Below are 18,723 nucleotides of genomic sequence, written 5' to 3'. Positions count from 1 at the left end.
TTTGATGAAAGTGAATCGCCGAAAAGAAGTAAAAACACACAGCGAACTCAAAAGTTTGTACTCTTCTATATAGTTTTGAAGGCTTAAAGACCTTCTGAAACAATCCGGTGGCGATAGCTAAGGGGATCCACCTGTTCTCATCCCGAACACAGTAGTTAAGCCCTTAAACGTCGAAAGTACTTGGCTGGAAGCGGCCTGGGAGGATAGAAAGCTGCCGGTTAAAAAATAACCATACCATACGGTATGGTTATTTTTTTATGTTAGGTAAATACAATCCGGCCAGACCTTGCCCTGGGACACATGGCAGGCAAAACCGGAAGTTGTATGCCTGTGTACTTATGAAGTAAAATATCGATTCTTATAATGAATAACCGCTTTAAGTAAATTTTTCTTAAAAACACTACTAAAAGGAGTATTTATGTTACAATATACTTATCGCTCTGAAAGGACATGTTATGCAAAAGAAAAATTTTTTACCTATTTTAGCATTAGCAGTAGGTCATTTGGTGACTGACTTACAGGCTGGTGCTTTACCAATAGTATTGCCACACCTTAAAGAATTATTTACATTGAGTTATTCGCAGCTGGCAGCTATAGTTTTGACGCAGAATATTACGTCGTCGGTTATTCAGCCGGTATTTGGTTATATTACGGATAAGCGATCTATGCCTGTCCTGCTGCCTTTTTGCGCTGCTATGGCAGGTGCAGGGTTTGCCGCCATAGGCTGGGTTTCCAGTTATAGTTTAATTTTATTGACCGTTATTATAATCGGTATAGCCAGTGCGACTTATCATCCTCAGGCTTCAAAAACTGTTAATTTTTTAAGCGATGAAAACAGTAAAGCCAAAAATATGGGCATTTTTTCTCTGGGAGGCAATGCCGGTATGGCCGTCGGCTCCATTTTGATGACTTTTCTCATTGGACTGCAGGATGGCATCCATAATACGATGTATTTTATTCTGCCAGGGCTGCTTGTTTTTGGGTTAATGATGAAATATATGCCAGATTACAAACGTGTTAATGCGGAGCATAGTTTGAAAAAAGCTGCAGTACAAATTAAAGCTGCTTCAGAAAAGCTCTCTTATACAGGAATGTTTATACTGCTGTTTTTTATCTTTATGAGGTCTACTATCCATACGGGATTATCTACGTATCTGCCGTTATTTTTTATGAAATTTCGTGGCAGTGAAGCAATTTTTGCCAGCGCTTTGGTGTCGGCATTTTTATTGGGTGGTGTAGCAGGAACTTATACGGGTGCAGTGCTCAGTGACCGTTTAGGAGCCCGCAGGATCATTTTAGGATCGATTATACTAAGTATTCCAACGATATGGCTGATCAGCCATGCAGGAACGGAAATTGGCGCAATGCTGGCTGTTGTGGCTTCTGGTTTTTTTATCATCGGGTCGTTTGCTACAACTATCGTTTTAGCGCAGACGATGCTGCCTGATAACGTTGGGATGGCAGCAGGTCTTACTATTGGTTTCAGCGTCGGTATGGGTGGTTTTGGCGTTACTATTTTAGGATTTATTGCCGATAATTTTGGTTTACCGCTGGTAATGCAGATCGTTACCTGGCTGCCGGTAGCTGCGGCGATCATTGCCCTGAAAATTCCAATTCCGGCAAGTTTAAGAAAATAATTATTGGCAGATAGATGGAGGAACAATGGAAAGCACTTTCAGACAGGGAATAATTTATAGCTTGACCGCTTATTTACTATGGGGAATTTTGCCTATTTATTGGAAAACTTTAGGCGTAGTACAGGCTTTTGAGATTTTATCAAATCGTTTTATCTGGTCCTGTGTTTTTGTATGGATATTGATCATCGCTTCCGGCAGAGTAAAAAGTTTTTTAGCAGAAACTCAGGATATTTTTACAAATCCTAAACAGGCTCTGGCAATGCTGGCTGCGGCAATTACGATCAGTTTCAACTGGGGGTTGTTTATTTGGGCTGTCAATGACGGCAGAATAGTAGAAACCAGTATGGGCTATTATATCAATCCTTTAGTGAGCATTGTTTTTGGTGTTTTCTTTTTGAAAGAACGTTTGGATAACTGGCAAATGGCAGCAGTTATCTGCGCTGTGATCGGTGTTGGTACAATGGTTTGGAACCTGGGCCAGCTGCCTTGGGTTTCTGTATCATTAGCTGTTTCTTTTGCTTTATACGGCTTGATCAAGAAATGTTTATCGGTAACGACAATGACGAGTATTATGCTGGAAACACTGCTTATAACGCCGCTGGCTTTGGCTTATGAATATTATTTGAGCCTGCATGGAACCAGTGCTTATCAAACAGCAGAAACCAGTACGTTGATAATGCTGGCCTGTGCCGGTGTAGTGACGGCTACGCCGTTATTGTTTTTTACGGCAGGGGCAAAGCTTTTACCGTTAAAAATAATTGGATTTTTACAGTATATTGCTCCAACAATCAGTTTGCTGATAGGCGTTTTTATGTACGGAGAAAACTTCACATCCGTACATATGGTCGCTTTTGGTTGGATATGGTTTGGTCTGTTTTTATTTACTATAGCACAGATAAAACGGCGGTAAAAATTGAGTTAAGCAGCAGTTAAATTAAAAAAAACTGCTGCTTTTTTATTTTCAGAAAATTTAGGCTGAAGAAAGAAGGCTTTAAATATACACTTGTAAAAGCTTTTGTCAGTGTCAAGAAGCGCTTAAATAAAACTTTTAATCAAACGATTAAAAGTTGCCCTTGACAGTGCACTTTGAACACAAAGTATAGACTTCAGCATCTGTATGAGCCAATAAACAAACTAGATATTGTGTTGTGGAAAAATGGGGAAAGTTTTCTGAAAGTTATCCACAGAATGTTGATAAAATGTGTATAACTTAAGGGTGATATGGTATAACTTGGAAAATTTAGGGGAAAAAAAGATTGAAACTGTGTATAATATGTAATTTATACACAGAATGCTGTGGAAAACTATGTGGATATTGTTGATAAATGGAGAGGATTTTGCTTTTTTGACACATATATTTTGTATCCGCCTTAGGTGGATAAATTAAAAGTACTGTCGATAAGCATAATTTATAGTTTGGCGAACAAAGGTTTAAATAGCGTTTAGTTATTTTCCGGGTTTTACTTGCGTAAAAGGCGCAGATTGTGGATAATATTAGAAGGAAGATAACTGAGATTTTTGGAGGATGAAAAATGGCTATTAAACAAGCACTGGCAGTAAAAACAATGGAGGCTGCGGCAGGCGGCAAGGTTGTGTCAGCCTCTATGAGCGAAGTCACTAACGGCTGGGTCGCACTGGTTATAAAGGCTGCTGATAAAAAATTAGTCTGTGTTACACAGGGGGAATGTCCTTTGACAGCGATGTGGGCTGTCGAAAATTCCTGTGAACAGGATGGTTTGCATGTGGATATTATGTCTTTGAATGCAAATAATGCGGCAGTTATCCGTCGTTTTGTAAAATGGGCAGCGCCCAGTGCCTGCGGCACTAAAGGTACGAGTATCGGTTTCAGTGACTGGCTGGGAGCTGCAGGCGGATGCATTGCGCCGCTGTTTGCTAAAAAGCAGGTAAAGCCTGTCCTTGCAGAATATTCAGCTGCTGACAGCGTGCTCTTAAAACGCAATTTTCTGGAAGCTGTAGATGCTGCAACCTGGGGAGTTTTTGAAACAGGTTATAAAGAAGGCTATGGTGCCAATGCTGAAGGGTTGAAAAGTGAAGAAGATATTGTAAAGGCATTATTATACGGCTATAGCATGATTGGCCTGGACTGCAGCGATAAAATAAATCTGCAGATCGAAAAAATGTCAGATGCAGAGGTAGAGAAGCGTTATAATGATTTTCCGCAGGAATTTCGTGATGCGATGCAGGGCTCATATTTGGAAGCAAATTTTCAGGTAGGAAGTGAAGTTATTCATTTTGAGCCTGAACAGCTGCGGCGTATCGTTTTGGAATATGGTGAAGCTATTATGCACGCACAGTTCATTTATAATTCTTATCTTAAAAATACTCCCTGGGAAATAGATTTTGAGCTGCTGATATCTAAAGAGGGTAAATTACTTTCTCCACAGGAGCATTACCTGATTGCTAATGAATTGCAACGTAACGGCATTAAATTTGCGGCTTTAGGGCTCAATACTCTGGATGAGGCGCAGCTGCTGCAGGAAATGCTGCAGACCCATGCCGCTATTGCTGATACTTTTGGCTACAGACTGAGTTTTTTACATGCTGATTTGACCTTAAAAGATTTGGGAGCAGTAGCTAAAACCCTGAAAGGGAAAGTGCATTTTAAGCTCAGCAGCGTATTGTGGCTGGCAGCCTGGGAAACGGTGCTGAAGCTGGCACCGCAGCTGGCCTGTCAAATGCGGGATTATGCCGGTTTAGCAGAAACAGACGCTCTGATACCACAGACTGAGACAGGAAAAGCTTACGCATTAAGTTATAAAACTTTGCTGGCTCCGGAAGCAGGTAATTTTGCAGATCAGGTCAAAGAAGTTTTAGCAGTTAATCATGCCGCATATAGTGAACGAATTTCTGTTTTGGTAGGCAATTATTTAAGAACATTGTAAACATTGGAACAAATATAATATTTTTTGAAAAAAGTGTTGACAAGTGCTGTTAAAAGTGGCATAATATGACCAATCTTAATATTGTATTGTAAAAGTGATGATTGGGAAGAAAGACAAGATGTAAAGTCACAGAGAGCCGATGGTTGGTGGAAATCGGCACGGAGCGCTTGTTGAGTAAATCACCCATGAACTCGTCAGCGAAAGCAGAAGTAAGTAGCATGATGCGTACCAGATGCGTTAATTCTGAGCCGGTTGATGGACTGGTGCGAAGTTATAAATTAGGGTGGTACCGCGTATTTTATACGCCCCTGCAAAAGCAGGGGCGTTTTTTATTTGTTCCTAACGCACTGCTTTCCATCAAAATCATACGAGGGAGGAAATCAAAATGTCGGGAAAATTATTTTTAAAGGCTAAAAATGAGGAGACTTTACTGCCGAGAGTGCTGCGGGTATTGTCAAAACAAGGTGTGGACGTGCAGGAACTCAATATGAAGGTTCAGTCTGACGGAATGGAACTGGAAATTGTTTTGAATACTGAAAGTGATGTTGCGCAAATGGCGAAGCTGCTGGCAAAACAGGTCGCGGTGGTTTCCGTAAATACCTTGATGCTGCAGGAACAAGCTGCAGTCTGAAAGTGCTGATTTTGGGAGGAAAGCGAAGAATGAAGTTATCTGGTGCGCAAGCTATTATTAAAGTTTTGTTGGAACAGGGAGTAGATACTGTTTTCGGTTATCCGGGCGGTCAGGTAATTCCCTTGTATAATGCGTTATATGACGCGCCGCTGCGTAATGTACTGACGGCGCATGAACAGGGAGCCATCCATGCTGCTGACGGTTATGCACGTGCCAGCGGCAGAACGGGGGTTTGTATAGCTACCTCCGGCCCCGGTGCGACCAATATCGTTACGGGACTGGCTACAGCTTATTTAGATTCCGTACCGCTGGTAGCGATTACGGGACAGGTTTCTGTTGCAAATTTAGGCAGAGACTCTTTTCAGGAAATAGATATTGTCGGTGTGACATTGCCGATAACGAAATATAATATTTTGGTGCGTAAGCCTGAGGATTTGCTGCCGGCGCTGCGGCAGGCATTTTACCTGGCACAGGAAGGTCGTCCGGGACCGGTGCTGGTGGATGTTCCCAGCAATCTGCAGGTCGGAGATGTGGAGTGGATGGAAGCGGAGCCACTGACGCCGCCTGTTATGGAAACGGCCAGAGAAGAGATATTGGAAGCCGCAGCAGTTACTATTACTAATGCCAGACAGCCGGTATTTCTGGTAGGCGGCGGCGCTGTTCACAGTGGTGCTGCGGAAGAGGTGCTGCGTTTTGCCAGAAAAACAGGGATGCCAGTCGTCAATACGCTGATGGGGATTGGGGTTTTTCCGGGAAGCGACCGGCAATGCCTGGGGCTGACAGGTATGCACGGACACATTGCAGCCAATATGGCAGTTGCTAATGCCGATGTACTTATCGTAGCGGGAAGCCGTTTCAGTGAACGAGTCACAGGTGACCGTAATCGTTATGTTGGTAAAAAAACGATTATCCAATTGGATATTGATCCTTCTGAAGTAGATAAGAATGTTATGACAGCGCTGCCTTTAGTCGGAGATATGAAAGAGAACCTCAACAAGCTGAGTGAACGGGTGAAAAAACTTGATATAGAACATTGGTGGCATACGATCAAAGCCTGGGATGCGACAGAAAACCGTGCGGCACAGTCCGGCGAAAGATTGACAGCGCCCTGGCTGATGAAAGAACTGACGCGCAGCTTTAAAGGTGAAGATACGGTATTTGTTACTGACGTCGGGCAAAATCAGATGTGGGCAGCCTTGCATCTGGAAGTAGACGCGCCGCGGCATCATTTGACCAGCGGCGGCTGCGGAACGATGGGATTTGGTCTGCCGGCAGCCTTGGGAGCTAAAATTGCCCTGCCTGAGTCGCAGGTTGTACAGATTTGCGGCGACGGAGGCTTTAAAATGACCGGTATGGAAATCTATACAGCGATGCGTGAAAGCGCTCCTTTTATTACTGTTGTCATCAATAACAGTTGTTTGGGTATGGTCCGTCAATGGCAGCAGGTTTTTTATGATAAACGTTACTCTTCTACTATTCTGACGCCGTTTAATTTTGTTGGTTTTGCTAAAGCCTGCGGCGCAGACGGTGCGACAGTAACTACTTGTGCTGAATTTACCGCCGCATTGGCAAAAGCGCGTAAACAAGGAAAAAATTTCCTGATCGAAGCGGTAGTAGAACAAAGTGATCTGGTTGAACCAATGGTAGCTCCCGGCGCGGTGCTTGACGATTTTGTCAAAACTGACGCCTGATAAAAAGGGCCTTATGAGGGAAAAATAAAGCTTCGGCGCTAAATAAGACAAGCCGTAAATAAGGGAAAGAGTCGTAGAAAACAGCCGAAGGAAATAACCGTCATGCTTTTAGTATGACGGTTATTTTTAGTAAACTGCCCTTGCAATTTACTGGGACTAATGGTATAATACATAAGCTTGTATATAGTAATATATACTTCCCCTGCTCCCATTAGGGGGCCAAAGTCCAAAGGAGGAGGTGATTTCGTGAATAACTACGAAGTCATGTACATCGTAAAACCCGTTGAAGAGGAAGCTTTTGAAGCTCTTGTTGCTAAATTTGACAACCTCATCAACAATAACGGTGGTACTGTAGAAAAAACCGATCGTTGGGGCAAGAAACGTCTTGCTTATGAAATCGACGATATCGCAGAAGGTTTGTATGTTCTCGTAACTTTCAGTGCAGAACCTAAAACAGTCAAAGAACTTGACCGCGTTATGAAGATTACCGATGAAATTTTGCGTCACATGATTATCAGAAAAGGTGAGTAACCAGGAGGGTAACTAGTATGAACAAAGTTATTTTAATGGGCCGCTTAACTCGTGATCCTGAGGTTCGTTATACTCAGACAGGCAAAGTTGTATGCCAGTTCACTTTAGCGGTAGACAGACCTTTTGCTAATCAGGAAGGCCAAAGAGAAGCTGATTTTATTGCTATCGTTGTATGGGGTAAAATCGCTGAATTATGCGGGAATAGTCTTACAAAAGGTCAAAGGGCTCTTGTAGACGGTCGTTTGCAGATTCGCAGCTATGATGCTAAAGATGGTACGAAACGCTGGGTGACAGAAGTTATTGCCAACAGCGTAGAATTCATTGAACGTAAAGCAACTGGCAGCGGAGCTCCGGTTCAGTCCGGCGATGCAGGTCCGAAGAGCGAGATGGAATCTTTTGGTTCCGCAGTTCCTTTTGATGAAGAGATCCCATTCTAAATAGGGAGGTTATGCGAATGAAACGTGAAAGAGGCAGAAGAACCAGAAGAAAAGTATGCAGCTTCTGTGTTGATAAAGTTGAAGAAATCGATTATAAGGACGTTGCTAAGCTGCGCCGTTATATTACTGAACGCGGCAAAATTTTGCCCCGTCGTATTTCCGGTAACTGTGCTAAACATCAACGCCAAATGACTACTGCTATCAAACGCGCACGTAACGTAGCTCTGCTGCCATTTACCTGCGAATAATATTAGCTTTTAGTTATGAAATTAAGCACCCTGTACTTATTACAGGGTGCTTTTTGTATATTTTTGTGCAGATATTGACGGCTGGGCAAGTTGTTGCTATAATGTAGCTTGAAGTTAGCGATAGCTAACCAGAGCGGCTGATGATTTTTTATAATAAAGGAGATGTAAACGTGGCAACAAGAAGAGGACCGAGATTTAAAGAGTGCCGTAGATTCGGCATCAATGTGTGTGGTCATCCTAAAGCTTTGGATAGATTGGGAACAACTGTAAAACGCAGTAAAAAAATGTCAGAATATGGTAAACAACTTTTAGAAAAACAAAAAATAAAAGCTTATTATGGCATTTTTGAACGTCAATTACTGAGATACTATAAAGCTGCAAGTAAAAGTAAGGCACGTACGGCAGACGCTTTATTCTGCACACTGGAATGCCGTTTAGACAACCTGGTTTACCGTATCGGTTTTGCAAATTCTATTCGTCTGGCACGCCAGCAGGTAACGCACCGTCATATTCTGGTCAATGGTAAAAATGTCAATATCCCGTCTTATATCTGTAAGGCAGGCGATGTGATCAGTTTGAAAGAAAATTCGCGCAGTAACGAGCTTTTTAAAAGTAATTTCCTGGAACGTGAAAGCTTTGCTTTGCCGTATATCAGTAAGGATAAAGAAAGCTTCAGCGGTACTCTGGTTCGTCTGCCTCTGCGGGAAGAGATTCCTATTCAGATCGAAGACCAGCTCGTTGTAGAATATTTCTCACGTTGATCTAGCATGAAAAATTATGAATGTTATAATGAACTGACCTATTGGGATAAATTTCTTTCAGAAAAGCGTTTGGCGACAGTCGGGTTTTGTGAAGACAATACGCAGGAAACGGTGATTGTTAACGCAAGTATCATCGCTGCTGAAATGCAGATTTTCAGCAGTCAATGGCTGTGCCTGCCGAATTGTTATGCCGTGCTTGGCTTTTTGCAGTATGTGTATTTTCCTACAGTTTTTTATCATAGCATGTATGGAAATAATGAATTAAAAATGCCTCTGGTAAGTACGGGGGCTTTATGTGACTATATTGCCGGCCGCGATGTTAAAAATAAAGCTGCTATGCTGGAACTGTTACAAAAGCTGCAGCAGCTGTGGCAACTGCCTGAAGGTGAATGCCTGCAGCAGCTTCAGGATATCTGTACTGCTTTCAATTCACATAGGCTGGATACAACTGCGGTAGCACAGATCCTGCTGTTTGAAGAGGTGCCACAGGTTTTTGAATATATAAAGCAGCAGATCTGGTGCGAAGAAGTTTTTTATGAGGATTTTGGCTGTTCCTACAGCTGGCTGGAAAAGCTGTGTCAAAGCTTTACTAATGGTTCCTTTTTCCGTTATCGGCTGCTGCATTTTTTAAATGACCGTGTCGGTTGTTTAGCAGGTTAAAAGAACAATTTTATAATTTTTACGAAACGTCCCGCGCTACCAAGTGCAGGACGTTTCTTTTATGGCGCGATGCCGCAGATTTAGAAAAAAGTTGTATTCTGAGAAGGAATGACTTATGATACTTGCAGGGAAGCTTTAATGTGAAAGTAAATACAGCTTGTAGGAGTATTGGTTTCGTGAAAAGTTATGGAGGGAAAGTAAAAAAGTTACAGACTGATTTTTTGAAAATAATGGAGGTATATGATGCAGCTGACTGTGTTGGTAGATAACAATACTCTGATTGACCGTTATTATTTAGGTGAGCCGGGCGTAGCCTATTATCTGGAAGATGGTGATGTCAGAATTTTATTTGATGTGGGTTATTCGGATATATTTCTTAGAAACGCCCAGGCGTTGGGGATTGATTTGAGCCGCTTACAGCAGGTAGTGCTTTCACATGGGCATAATGATCATACACGGGGTTTGCTATGGCTGAGCGAGCAGGAATATTTTTCTGAACTGCAGCTGCTGGCGCATCCGGATGCCCTGAAGCCGAAGCAGTTTGCCGGCGAAGCTATAGGCGCCCCTTTTACAGCACAGCAGCTGCAGGAAAAGTGTAGGCTGCGGCTTAGTAAAGAACCGGTATGGTTAACAAAACGGCTGGTTTTTTTAGGCGAGGTCCCAACACTGAATGATTTTGAACAGCGGCATGGGTTTGGCAGTGCTGAGGATCCTGTAGATTTAGTACTTGATGATACGGCTTTAGTTTACCGAGGCTCAGAAGGATTATTTGTGATTACAGGCTGTTCGCACAGCGGGATCTGCAATATCATTGAATATGCTAAAAAGGTTTGCGGTGAAGCTAAGGTTCAGGGGGTTATCGGCGGCTGGCATTTATTTAAGGTCGACGACCGTCTGGAAAAAACGATCGCCTATTTACAGAAGCATAATATTCGGGAGCTGTATCCGTGCCACTGCTGTTCCTTTCAAGCGAAAGCGGCAGTACATGCACAGATACCTGTTAAAGAAATTGGTGTTGGTAAGGTTATTGAGATAAACTGAAAAATACCTCGGGATTTTTCCCGAGGTATTTTTATTTATTTTCAGCTATAGTCTTCTATTAGAACAGAATAAACAGTAATCGCAGAACGGCAAATTTTTACAACTTTTTTACAGCGGGGAGGGTTCTTTTGACAGCGGCTTTACGCAAGGTAGTAGTACAATAAGTCATCATCAGTAGTAAGGTGATTTGCAAGTGGTGTTTTTGTACAAGGAGGGAAAATGATGATGGAAATGCTGCCCTTGACTGAGTTATGGCTCAGTTCGCTTTTAGCAGTAGGTATTTTATTTTATCTGATTTATGCATTATTGAAACCGGAGGATTTTTAAAATGACAAAAGACATTATGCTATTTGTGCTGTTTTTAGCCGTATTATTGCTGTGCGCCTGGCCGCTTGGTAAATATATGGCGCGAGTTTTTAATTACGAAAAAACCTGTGGTGAAAGATTTTTTGCACCTTTGGAAAATATTTTTTATAAAATGGCTAAAGTTGACCCGCGCACAGAAATGCCGTGGAAGGAATACTGCCTGAATCTCATTATTTTTAATGCTTTAGGTATGTTATCACTTTTTGTTTTGCAGCTGACGCAGGCTTTTTTACCGCTCAATCCGCAGCAGCTGCCCAACGTCGAAACCTGGCATCTTGCTTTTAATACGGCTGCCAGCTTTATGACCAATACTAACTGGCAGGCTTATAGCGGCGAAACGACTTTAAGTTATTTGACACAAATGCTGGGCTTGACTGTACAAAACTTCTTGTCGGCGGCAACAGGAGCTGCTGTCGCAATTGCTCTGATCCGTGGTCTGGTGCGTAAAAATACTGGTGAGTTAGGCAATTTTTGGGCAGATATAATCAGATGTACGACCAGAATACTGCTGCCGATTTGTGTTGTAGCAACATTGCTGCTGGTTTCTCAGGGTGTTATCCAAAACCTTAATCCTTATGTCGATGTACAAACCGTCGAAGGGGCACAGCAGACTATTGCTATGGGACCGGTTGCTTCTCAGGAAGCGATTAAGGAGCTGGGTACCAATGGCGGCGGTTTTTTTAATGCCAATTCTTCTCATCCGTTTGAAAATCCGACTCCCTGGAGCAATTTCCTGGAAATGTTTTTGATTTTAGTGATCCCTACAGGTTTATTATTTACTTTTGGTGAGATGTGTAAAGATAAAAAACAAGGCTATGCTGTTTTGGCATCCATGCTGCTGCTTTTTGTTTTGATGCTGGGGGTTTGCTATGCTTCTGAAAAATATGGTAATCCGATAGTTGCTGCGCAGGGCATCAGCGGCGATACTGCTATGGAGGGCAAAGAAGTCCGTTTTGGTATCGGCAGCAGCAGTTTGTTTGCAACGGTTACCACAGCTGCGTCCTGCGGTGCAGTAAACTCGATGCATGACAGCTACACCGGTACCGGCGGATTAGTGCCTATGCTGCAGATGATGCTGGGAGAAGTTGTTCTGGGCGGTGTCGGCGCCGGATTTTACGGTATGATGCTGTATGTATTTATCACAGTTTTCATTGTTGGCCTGATGGTAGGACGTACACCTGAATATCTGGGGAAAAAGATTGAAGCAAAAGAAGTTGTTTTGACAATTGCCGGACTTTTGATTCCGGCTGCCACTATTTTAACGATGTCGGCTGTATCCTGTCTTACGGAAGCCGGTCAGGCCGGGATATCCAACCCCGGGCCGCATGGTCTCAGTGAAATCTTATACGGTTTCGCTTCCGGTGTCGGCAATAACGGCAGTGCTTTTGCCGGTTTGGGCGCCAATAGCCTGTGGTACAATGTTTTGATCGGTTTGGCAATGCTGATCGGCCGCTTTGCCGTTATTGTGCCTGTTTTGGCCATTGCAGGCAATATGGCAACCAAAAAAATCGCTCCTGCCAATGCCGGTACTTTTAATACGGGCAGCAGTCTTTTTGCCGTGCTTTTGGCCGGTGTTGTTTTGATCGTCGGCGCGTTGACTTTTTTACCGGCCCTGGCCCTGGGACCGATCGTAGATCAATTGTTTATGCTGCAGGGCAAGGTATTTTAAGGAGGATCTGAGATGAAAAGAGATAGACAACAGCAAGAGATTTTGGGCGAGGCCGTGCGTAATGCGTTCCTGAAGCTCGATCCTCGTATCCAATGGAAGAATCCTGTTATGTTCATAGTTTTTCTGGGCGCGATTTTAGTAGCAGTTCTGGCTGTACGTGCTTTTATGGCAGGCAATACACAGGAAGGCTGGTTTGACCTGCATATAGATTTATGGCTGTGGTTTACGGTTCTGTTTGCCAATTTTGCCGAAGCCGTAGCCGAAGGCCGAGGCAAAGCGCAGGCAGAAAGTCTGCGTAAAGCCCGCAAATCTCTGCAGGCAAAGAAAATTAAAGCTGATGGCAGTTTTGAAATCGTCGGTTCCGAAGCTATCCGCAAGGGTGATATAGTTTTGGTTGAAGCTGGCGATACCATTCCTAACGACGGCGAAGTAATCGAAGGCATGGCATCGGTGGATGAAAGCGCTGTTACCGGTGAATCAGCGCCTGTTATCCGCGAATCAGGCGGTGATAAATCTTCTGTAACCGGCGGCACTAAGGTGTTATCCGACTGGATTAAAGTCAGGGTGACTACTAATCCCGGCGAAACCTTTCTCGATCGGATGATCGGGCTGGTTGAAGGTGCTAAACGTCAGAAAACCCCGAATGAGATCGCCTTGACGCTTCTTTTGGTTGGTTTGACGATTATCTTTTTGTTTGCAGTAGTAACTTTGGAACCGTTTGCGATTTATTCCGGTACGGTTATTTCTGTAACGGCACTGGTTGCGCTGCTGGTTTGCCTGATTCCTACAACGATCGGCGGTTTGCTGTCAGCGATAGGTATTGCCGGAATGGATCGGCTTTTGGGACGTAATGTCCTGGCAATGAGCGGCCGTGCTGTAGAAGCAGCCGGTGACGTAAATGTGCTGCTGCTTGATAAAACGGGGACGATTACCCTGGGCAACAGGATGGCGACGGAATTTATTCCTGCTGCTGGCATTACTGCGGGAGAACTGGCCGATGCGGCACAGCTGGCTTCTTTGGCTGATGAAACTCCGGAAGGGCGTAGTATCGTTGTCCTGGCTAAAGAAAAATATGGCCTGCGCGAGCGTGATCTTACACATTTACAGGCAGAATTCATTCCTTTTACCGCCCAGACCAGAATGAGCGGTATTGATATCGTCGATGCCAGAATACGTAAGGGATCGATGGAAGCCATGCAGAACTATGTCAGCGAACTGGGTGGGGCTTTTCCTGCTGAAGTCCGCAGTGCCTGTGAAAATATTGCGCATCAGGGCGGTACACCTTTAGTAGTTGCCAAAGATAAACAGGTCCTGGGTGTTATTTATCTAAAGGATATCGTCAAAGGCGGTATTAAAGAACGTTTCAGTGAATTGAGGAAAATGGGCATCAAAACGATCATGATCACTGGTGATAACCAGTTGACAGCGGCAGCGATTGCTGCCGAAGCCGGTGTGGATGATTTTCTGGCTGAAGCAACGCCGGAAGCGAAATTGAAAATGATCCGTTCCTATCAGCAGCAGGGAATGCTGGTAGCAATGACAGGTGACGGTACTAATGATGCGCCGGCACTGGCTCAGGCAGATGTGGGCGTTGCAATGAACAGCGGTACACAGGCGGCTAAGGAAGCGGGCAATATGGTCGATCTTGATTCCAATCCAACGAAATTGATCGAAGTTGTGGAGATCGGTAAACAACTTTTGATGACACGCGGTTCCCTGACAACTTTCAGTATTGCCAATGATATTGCCAAATATTTTGCGATTATCCCGGCTTTGTTTGCCGCAACTTATGCACCGTTGGAAGTGCTCAATATCATGCAGCTGCATTCACCGCAGAGCGCTATTTTAAGCGCCGTGATTTTCAATGCGCTGATCATCATCGCGCTGATACCGCTGGCGATGAAAGGCGTAGCCTATAAACCGCTGGGAGCTTCTAAAATACTGCAGAGAAATCTGCTGATTTATGGTGTCGGCGGTATCATCGTACCGTTTATTGGCATCAAGATCATTGATGTGCTTTTAGTTGCTTTAGGCTTGGCTTAAGAAAGAATGAGGTGGAAATATGGGCGCGATAATAAGATCGTTAGTAATGGTTGTAACCTTGAGTATTTTTACCGGGCTGGTTTATCCGCTGGCCATGACAGGCTTGGCGCAAGTGGTATTTCCCAGCCGGGCTAATGGTAGTATAATAATAAAAGACGGAGTTCCGGTAGGATCGGCTCTGATCGGTCAGGCGTTCACAGATGCCCGCTACTTCAGCAGCCGCCCTTCTGCAGGCGGTAATGACGCTGCCAATTCAGGCGGCACTAACTATGGCGGTACCAGCGCTAAACTGCAGCAGCAGGTCGGCGAGCTGGCAGAGTCTGTACGTGCGGCCAATGGCTGGACATCTGATCAAGAAGTGCCCAGCGTACTGGTAACAAATTCCAGCAGTGGTTTGGATCCGCACCTGACGCCGGCAGCTGCTTATTGCCAGGTCGAACGTATTGCCAAAGTACGTGGTCTGGAAATCAGACAGGTACGCGATCTGGTTTCAGAACATATTGAAAATGCTGATTTGGGAGTTGTCGGAGAGGACAGAGTCAATGTTTTAAAATTGAATCTGGCGCTTGATAATTTACAACAGAATCAATAAAAGTTAGGGCTGCATTCAGGCAGCCCTATTTGACTATCTTGCGAAGGAGAAGGTTATGGAACTGACAGAGAAACCTCAAAGTGGACATGAATATGCTGAAACGCTGCTGGCTGCTGCCAATAAAGAACAGCGCGGCAAGCTGACTGTTTTTTTAGGTGCTGCTGCCGGTGTTGGTAAAACCTGTAGCATGCTGCAGGAAGCACATGCCCGTCTGCGGGAGGGGACTGACATTGTACTCGGCCTGGTGCTTACGCACGGGCGCAAAGAGACAGCAGCGCTTTTGGAAGGTTTGCCGCGTATCCCCGAGCAGGAAATAGAATATCATGGCAAGATGCTGCAGGAAATGGATCTGGATGCTATTCTCAGACGCCGCCCGCAGCTGGTAGTCGTTGATGAACTGGCGCACAGTAATGTGCCGGGTTCGCGCCATCAGCGGCGGTATCAGGATGTAGAAGAACTTTTGGCTGCCGGTATCGACGTTTATACTGCTGTCAATATCCAGCATATCGAAAGCCTGAATGACGTTGTTGCTCAAATTACCGGGAGTATTGTTCGTGAGACTGTACCGGATGCGTTTTTTGAGCTGGCAGATGATATCAGATTGATCGATATTCCGCCTAAAGAATTACTGCAGCGTTTGAAGGAAGGCAAGGTTTATCGTCCGCAGCAGGCCCAGCAGGCATTGCGGGGCTTTTTCAGACAGGGCAATATCAGCGCGCTGCGTGAGCTGGCTTTAAGATTTACGGCCCGGCATGTTGATCAGGATATGCTGGCCTATATGCGCCTGCATAAAATAGAAGGTCCCTGGCCGGCTTCCGGCAAGGTCATGGTTTGCGTCAGCGCCAGTCCCTTTTCAGCACAGCTGATCAGAGCGGCGCAGCGTTTAGCTCAGGGACTGCACGCAGAATTTTTGGCTGTGCATATCGAAACACCGGAAAGACGATTTCCTCATGGTGATAAAGAACGGGAAAGGCTTTGGCGTAACCTGAATCTGGCTAAAGAGCTGGGAGGTCAGATCCTGACTACTGCCGGTACGGATTTTGTGGAAACGGTTCTGCAGATCGCTGTCAGAGAAAATGTTACCGCGATCGTGGTCGGGAAATCAGGGCCGCGCCGCTGGTATGAGATAGGCCGAAAAACCTTGGTTGACAGATTGATTGACAGGAGCGGGTTTATCCATGTTTATGTCATCCAGGGGCGGGAAGAGGAAGAAAAGTCTCCTGTCATCACTACGGCAGTACCGCAGCAGCAGGCCGGCTGGCGCCAGTATGTAGGGGCGCTGGCGGCAGTTGTCATTACTACTGGGCTTTGCTATGTTTTCCGCGGTCAGCTGGAGCTGGTCAATATATCCTTACTGTATTTGCTGCCGGTATTGTTGACAGCAGCCTGGTGGGGCAGAAGTACGGCCTATGTAACAGCGCTCTTTTGTGTTTTAGGTTTTGACTTTTTATTTTTGGAACCGATTTTTACTTTTACTATTTATGATATCAGATATCTGTGGAGCTTTCTGATCTTTGGACTGGTAGCATTTTTAGTCGGTGGAAAGACAGAATCGCTGAGGCGGGAATTGGAAAGTACCAGACGCCGTGAAAGCAATGTCAACAGTCTATACCGTTTCAGCAGCCGTATTGCCGCAGTCGATGACGCAGTGACGATCATGGAAGAATTTGTCAGTCATGTGGGACGAGAGCTGCAGCGGACAGTGCTGATTTTATTGCCTGAAAGTAAAGTACTGCGGCTGCAGGCCTGTTATGCTGTACAGCAGGAGGATGCGGCCGCGGAATTTCAGCTGCCGCCGTCAGAATATGCTGTAGCAGCTTGGGTGCAGGAACACGGACAGGCCGCCGGACGTTCTACTGATACTTTACCCGGTGCTGAAAATCTTTTTTTACCGCTGATGAATGGAGAAAAAGTTATCGGTGTTGTTGGCATCGCTATCGATACACGGAAGTTATCGCCGGAGGAAAGGGCTGTACTGGGCGCGTGGGTAAGCCTGCTGGCGATCGCTTTGGTGCGGGCCGGGCTGAGCAGCGAAGCAAAACAGGCCGCAATGCTGCGTGAGGCAGATAAATTACGTACAGCGCTTTTTAATTCTGTTTCCCACGAACTGCGAACGCCTTTAGCGGCTATCATGGCTTCGGTATATACCTTAAATGATAAAGCTGTTGCTTATGGTGAGAAACAGCGGCAGCAGCTTCTGGAAACCATTGCCGATGCCTCTAAAAGGATGGAACGGATCATCGGCAACCTTTTAGATACCGCCCGTCTGGAAAGCGGGATGCTGCAGCTGAAGCTGGACTGGTGCGATCTGGAGGATGTTGTCAGCGGTGCGCTGCGGCGCAGCAAGGAACATACGCAGAGCTATAAGATCAAAGTAGAGATAGCAGACGATCTGCCGCTGATTTATGCCGATGCGGCCTTACTTGAGCACGTAGTGTTGAATTTACTGGATAATGCGGTAAAATATTCAGTAGAAGGCAGTGAGATCGAAATACAGACCTGTCTTGACGATAGCGAAGTGATCGTTATGGTCAAAGATCGGGGGCTGGGGGTGACGGCCAAAGATTTACCGCATTTGTTCGATAAATTTTACAGGGCCAGACAAACGGAGAAAATCAGCGGCACCGGTTTGGGGCTGGCGATCTGCAAAGGCATTGTCGATGCCCACCGCGGCAGGATCTGGGCTAAACAGCGCACTGGTGGCGGCAGTATTTTTGCTTTTGCCTTGCCTGTAACATTGCCGGAAGAAAAGGCTGGTGAAAAAAATGACTGAAAATACATTGCGCGTTTTAATTATTGATGATGAACCCGCAATCAGAAAGCTTTTAAAAATATCAATGCAGGCCTACGGCTATGAGCTGGGTGAAGCTGCTACAGGGCAGGACGGGCTGTTAATGGCGGCCTCCTTCAGGCCGGATATTATTTTGGTTGACCTGGGGCTGCCTGATATGGACGGTAAAGCAGTAGTGAAAGCTCTGAGGGAATGGTCGGAAACGCCGATCATTGTCCTGACGGCGCGTGAGCAGGAACAGGAAAAAATTGCCGCCTTAGATGTCGGAGCTGATGACTATGTGACCAAACCCTTTGGTATGGGTGAGCTGATGGCCAGAATGAGAGTCTGTCTGCGCCGGGCCGGCAATAAAGAAGGAGAACCGATACTGACCTGCGGCGGTTTGCAGCTCAATCTTCTGGAACACAGGGTAGTAGTGGAAGGGCGTGAAGTAAAGCTGACGCCGACAGAGTATGAGCTGCTTAAGGTGATGCTTAAATATGCCGGACGCGTGCTGACGCATAAACAGCTGCTGAAAGCTGTCTGGGGTAATGAATATGATACGGATACCCATTATATCAGGATCTATATGCGGCAGCTGCGGCGCAAAATAGAACCTGATCCGGCGCAGCCTAAATATCTGATCACCGAAGCGGGGATTGGTTACAGGTTGCTGGGCGGCGAATAAATTTCAGATAGAAAAAAGGACTATTTCGTTAAGAAATAGTCCTTTTGCTTTAATT

General features: G+C 45.2%; 17 protein-coding genes, 1 rRNA gene and 1 other annotated feature. All 18 genes read left to right on the top strand.

Annotation, left to right across the window (positions count from 1 at the left end; all coding sequences use genetic code 11):
- Positions 1-103: 103 nt before the first annotated feature.
- The 18 genes from rrf (at position 104) to PFJ30894_RS01995 (ending at position 18,668) form a co-directional block, all read left to right on the top strand.
- Positions 104-220: ribosomal RNA gene (gene rrf, locus PFJ30894_RS02080) — 5S ribosomal RNA — on the top strand.
- A gap of 235 nt (positions 221-455) precedes the next feature.
- The gene (locus PFJ30894_RS02075; protein ID WP_046430737.1) at positions 456-1,637 is read left to right on the top strand and encodes an MFS transporter; all 1,182 of its coding nucleotides are present in this window, start codon (positions 456-458) and stop codon (positions 1,635-1,637) included.
- Between the two features lie 25 nt (positions 1,638-1,662).
- Positions 1,663-2,547: an EamA family transporter RarD gene (rarD, locus tag PFJ30894_RS02070; RefSeq protein ID WP_021717090.1), complete on the top strand. Its 885-nt coding sequence runs from the start codon at positions 1,663-1,665 to the stop codon at positions 2,545-2,547.
- A 622-nt stretch (positions 2,548-3,169) separates the two neighbouring features.
- Entirely contained in the window at positions 3,170-4,540 is a 1,371-nt protein-coding gene (locus PFJ30894_RS02065; RefSeq protein WP_021717089.1) for a tagaturonate epimerase family protein, read from the top strand.
- Between the two features lie 88 nt (positions 4,541-4,628).
- Positions 4,629-4,853: a binding site (T-box leader), on the top strand.
- Between the two features lie 72 nt (positions 4,854-4,925).
- Positions 4,926-5,171 (top strand): ACT domain-containing protein, encoded by a 246-nt coding sequence (locus PFJ30894_RS02060; RefSeq protein ID WP_046430741.1) that lies wholly within the window; start codon positions 4,926-4,928, stop codon positions 5,169-5,171.
- A 29-nt stretch (positions 5,172-5,200) separates the two neighbouring features.
- Positions 5,201-6,862, top strand: a complete 1,662-nt coding sequence (ilvB, locus tag PFJ30894_RS02055) for a biosynthetic-type acetolactate synthase large subunit (protein ID WP_125668899.1) — start codon at positions 5,201-5,203, stop codon at positions 6,860-6,862.
- Between the two features lie 246 nt (positions 6,863-7,108).
- Positions 7,109-7,393 carry a 30S ribosomal protein S6 gene (gene rpsF / locus PFJ30894_RS02050; protein ID WP_021717086.1) on the top strand — a complete coding sequence of 95 codons (285 nt, stop codon included), beginning with the start codon at positions 7,109-7,111 and terminating at the stop codon, positions 7,391-7,393.
- Positions 7,394-7,410: 17 nt separating this feature from the next.
- Positions 7,411-7,830 carry a single-stranded DNA-binding protein gene (locus PFJ30894_RS02045; protein WP_021717085.1) on the top strand — a complete coding sequence of 140 codons (420 nt, stop codon included), beginning with the start codon at positions 7,411-7,413 and terminating at the stop codon, positions 7,828-7,830.
- A gap of 17 nt (positions 7,831-7,847) precedes the next feature.
- Positions 7,848-8,078 carry a 30S ribosomal protein S18 gene (rpsR, locus tag PFJ30894_RS02040; RefSeq protein WP_021717084.1) on the top strand — a complete coding sequence of 77 codons (231 nt, stop codon included), beginning with the start codon at positions 7,848-7,850 and terminating at the stop codon, positions 8,076-8,078.
- Positions 8,079-8,248: 170 nt separating this feature from the next.
- Positions 8,249-8,839 (top strand): 30S ribosomal protein S4, encoded by a 591-nt coding sequence (gene rpsD / locus PFJ30894_RS02035; protein ID WP_113078188.1) that lies wholly within the window; start codon positions 8,249-8,251, stop codon positions 8,837-8,839.
- Positions 8,840-8,845: 6 nt separating this feature from the next.
- Complete coding sequence (locus tag PFJ30894_RS02030; protein ID WP_046430749.1) at positions 8,846-9,499, top strand: hypothetical protein; 654 nt, start codon at positions 8,846-8,848, stop codon at positions 9,497-9,499.
- A 243-nt stretch (positions 9,500-9,742) separates the two neighbouring features.
- Positions 9,743-10,540: an MBL fold metallo-hydrolase gene (locus PFJ30894_RS02025; RefSeq protein WP_125669916.1), complete on the top strand. Its 798-nt coding sequence runs from the start codon at positions 9,743-9,745 to the stop codon at positions 10,538-10,540.
- A 219-nt stretch (positions 10,541-10,759) separates the two neighbouring features.
- Positions 10,760-10,867, top strand: coding sequence for a K(+)-transporting ATPase subunit F (gene kdpF, locus PFJ30894_RS02020; RefSeq protein ID WP_194202131.1), 108 nt, complete (start codon positions 10,760-10,762; stop codon positions 10,865-10,867).
- Between the two features lies 1 nt (position 10,868).
- The gene (gene kdpA / locus PFJ30894_RS02015; RefSeq protein WP_046430751.1) at positions 10,869-12,575 is read left to right on the top strand and encodes a potassium-transporting ATPase subunit KdpA; all 1,707 of its coding nucleotides are present in this window, start codon (positions 10,869-10,871) and stop codon (positions 12,573-12,575) included.
- A gap of 12 nt (positions 12,576-12,587) precedes the next feature.
- Positions 12,588-14,618: a potassium-transporting ATPase subunit KdpB gene (kdpB, locus tag PFJ30894_RS02010; protein WP_113078179.1), complete on the top strand. Its 2,031-nt coding sequence runs from the start codon at positions 12,588-12,590 to the stop codon at positions 14,616-14,618.
- 19 nt (positions 14,619-14,637) lie between these two features.
- The gene (gene kdpC / locus PFJ30894_RS02005) at positions 14,638-15,210 is read left to right on the top strand and encodes a potassium-transporting ATPase subunit KdpC (protein ID WP_021717077.1); all 573 of its coding nucleotides are present in this window, start codon (positions 14,638-14,640) and stop codon (positions 15,208-15,210) included.
- A 55-nt stretch (positions 15,211-15,265) separates the two neighbouring features.
- On the top strand, positions 15,266-17,983 hold the full coding sequence (locus tag PFJ30894_RS02000; protein ID WP_125668898.1) for a sensor histidine kinase: 2,718 nt from the start codon (positions 15,266-15,268) through the stop codon (positions 17,981-17,983).
- Entirely contained in the window at positions 17,976-18,668 is a 693-nt protein-coding gene (locus tag PFJ30894_RS01995) for a response regulator (RefSeq protein WP_046430783.1), read from the top strand. The genes PFJ30894_RS02000 and PFJ30894_RS01995 overlap by 8 nt, the downstream gene beginning before the upstream one ends.
- Positions 18,669-18,723: the final 55 nt, after the last annotated feature.

The sequence above is a fragment of the Phascolarctobacterium faecium genome, from assembly GCF_003945365.1.
GTDB lineage: Bacteria > Bacillota > Negativicutes > Acidaminococcales > Acidaminococcaceae > Phascolarctobacterium > Phascolarctobacterium faecium.
This window is presented reverse-complemented; position numbering and strand designations above follow the sequence as displayed.

What these genes read in the sequence shown, in the direction of transcription:
- PFJ30894_RS02075 (WP_046430737.1), top strand. Translation starts at nt 456, where the DNA reads ATGCAAAAGAAAAATTTTTTACCTATTTTAGCATTAGCAGTAGGTCAT.
- rarD (WP_021717090.1), top strand. Translation starts at nt 1,663, where the DNA reads ATGGAAAGCACTTTCAGACAGGGAATAATTTATAGCTTGACCGCTTAT.
- PFJ30894_RS02065 (WP_021717089.1), top strand. Translation starts at nt 3,170, where the DNA reads ATGGCTATTAAACAAGCACTGGCAGTAAAAACAATGGAGGCTGCGGCA.
- PFJ30894_RS02060 (WP_046430741.1), top strand. Translation starts at nt 4,926, where the DNA reads ATGTCGGGAAAATTATTTTTAAAGGCTAAAAATGAGGAGACTTTACTG.
- ilvB (WP_125668899.1), top strand. Translation starts at nt 5,201, where the DNA reads ATGAAGTTATCTGGTGCGCAAGCTATTATTAAAGTTTTGTTGGAACAG.
- PFJ30894_RS02045 (WP_021717085.1), top strand. Translation starts at nt 7,411, where the DNA reads ATGAACAAAGTTATTTTAATGGGCCGCTTAACTCGTGATCCTGAGGTT.
- rpsR (WP_021717084.1), top strand. Translation starts at nt 7,848, where the DNA reads ATGAAACGTGAAAGAGGCAGAAGAACCAGAAGAAAAGTATGCAGCTTC.
- PFJ30894_RS02030 (WP_046430749.1), top strand. Translation starts at nt 8,846, where the DNA reads ATGAAAAATTATGAATGTTATAATGAACTGACCTATTGGGATAAATTT.
- PFJ30894_RS02025 (WP_125669916.1), top strand. Translation starts at nt 9,743, where the DNA reads ATGCAGCTGACTGTGTTGGTAGATAACAATACTCTGATTGACCGTTAT.
- kdpF (WP_194202131.1), top strand. Translation starts at nt 10,760, where the DNA reads ATGATGATGGAAATGCTGCCCTTGACTGAGTTATGGCTCAGTTCGCTT.
- kdpA (WP_046430751.1), top strand. Translation starts at nt 10,869, where the DNA reads ATGACAAAAGACATTATGCTATTTGTGCTGTTTTTAGCCGTATTATTG.
- kdpB (WP_113078179.1), top strand. Translation starts at nt 12,588, where the DNA reads ATGAAAAGAGATAGACAACAGCAAGAGATTTTGGGCGAGGCCGTGCGT.
- kdpC (WP_021717077.1), top strand. Translation starts at nt 14,638, where the DNA reads ATGGGCGCGATAATAAGATCGTTAGTAATGGTTGTAACCTTGAGTATT.
- PFJ30894_RS02000 (WP_125668898.1), top strand. Translation starts at nt 15,266, where the DNA reads ATGGAACTGACAGAGAAACCTCAAAGTGGACATGAATATGCTGAAACG.
- PFJ30894_RS01995 (WP_046430783.1), top strand. Translation starts at nt 17,976, where the DNA reads ATGACTGAAAATACATTGCGCGTTTTAATTATTGATGATGAACCCGCA.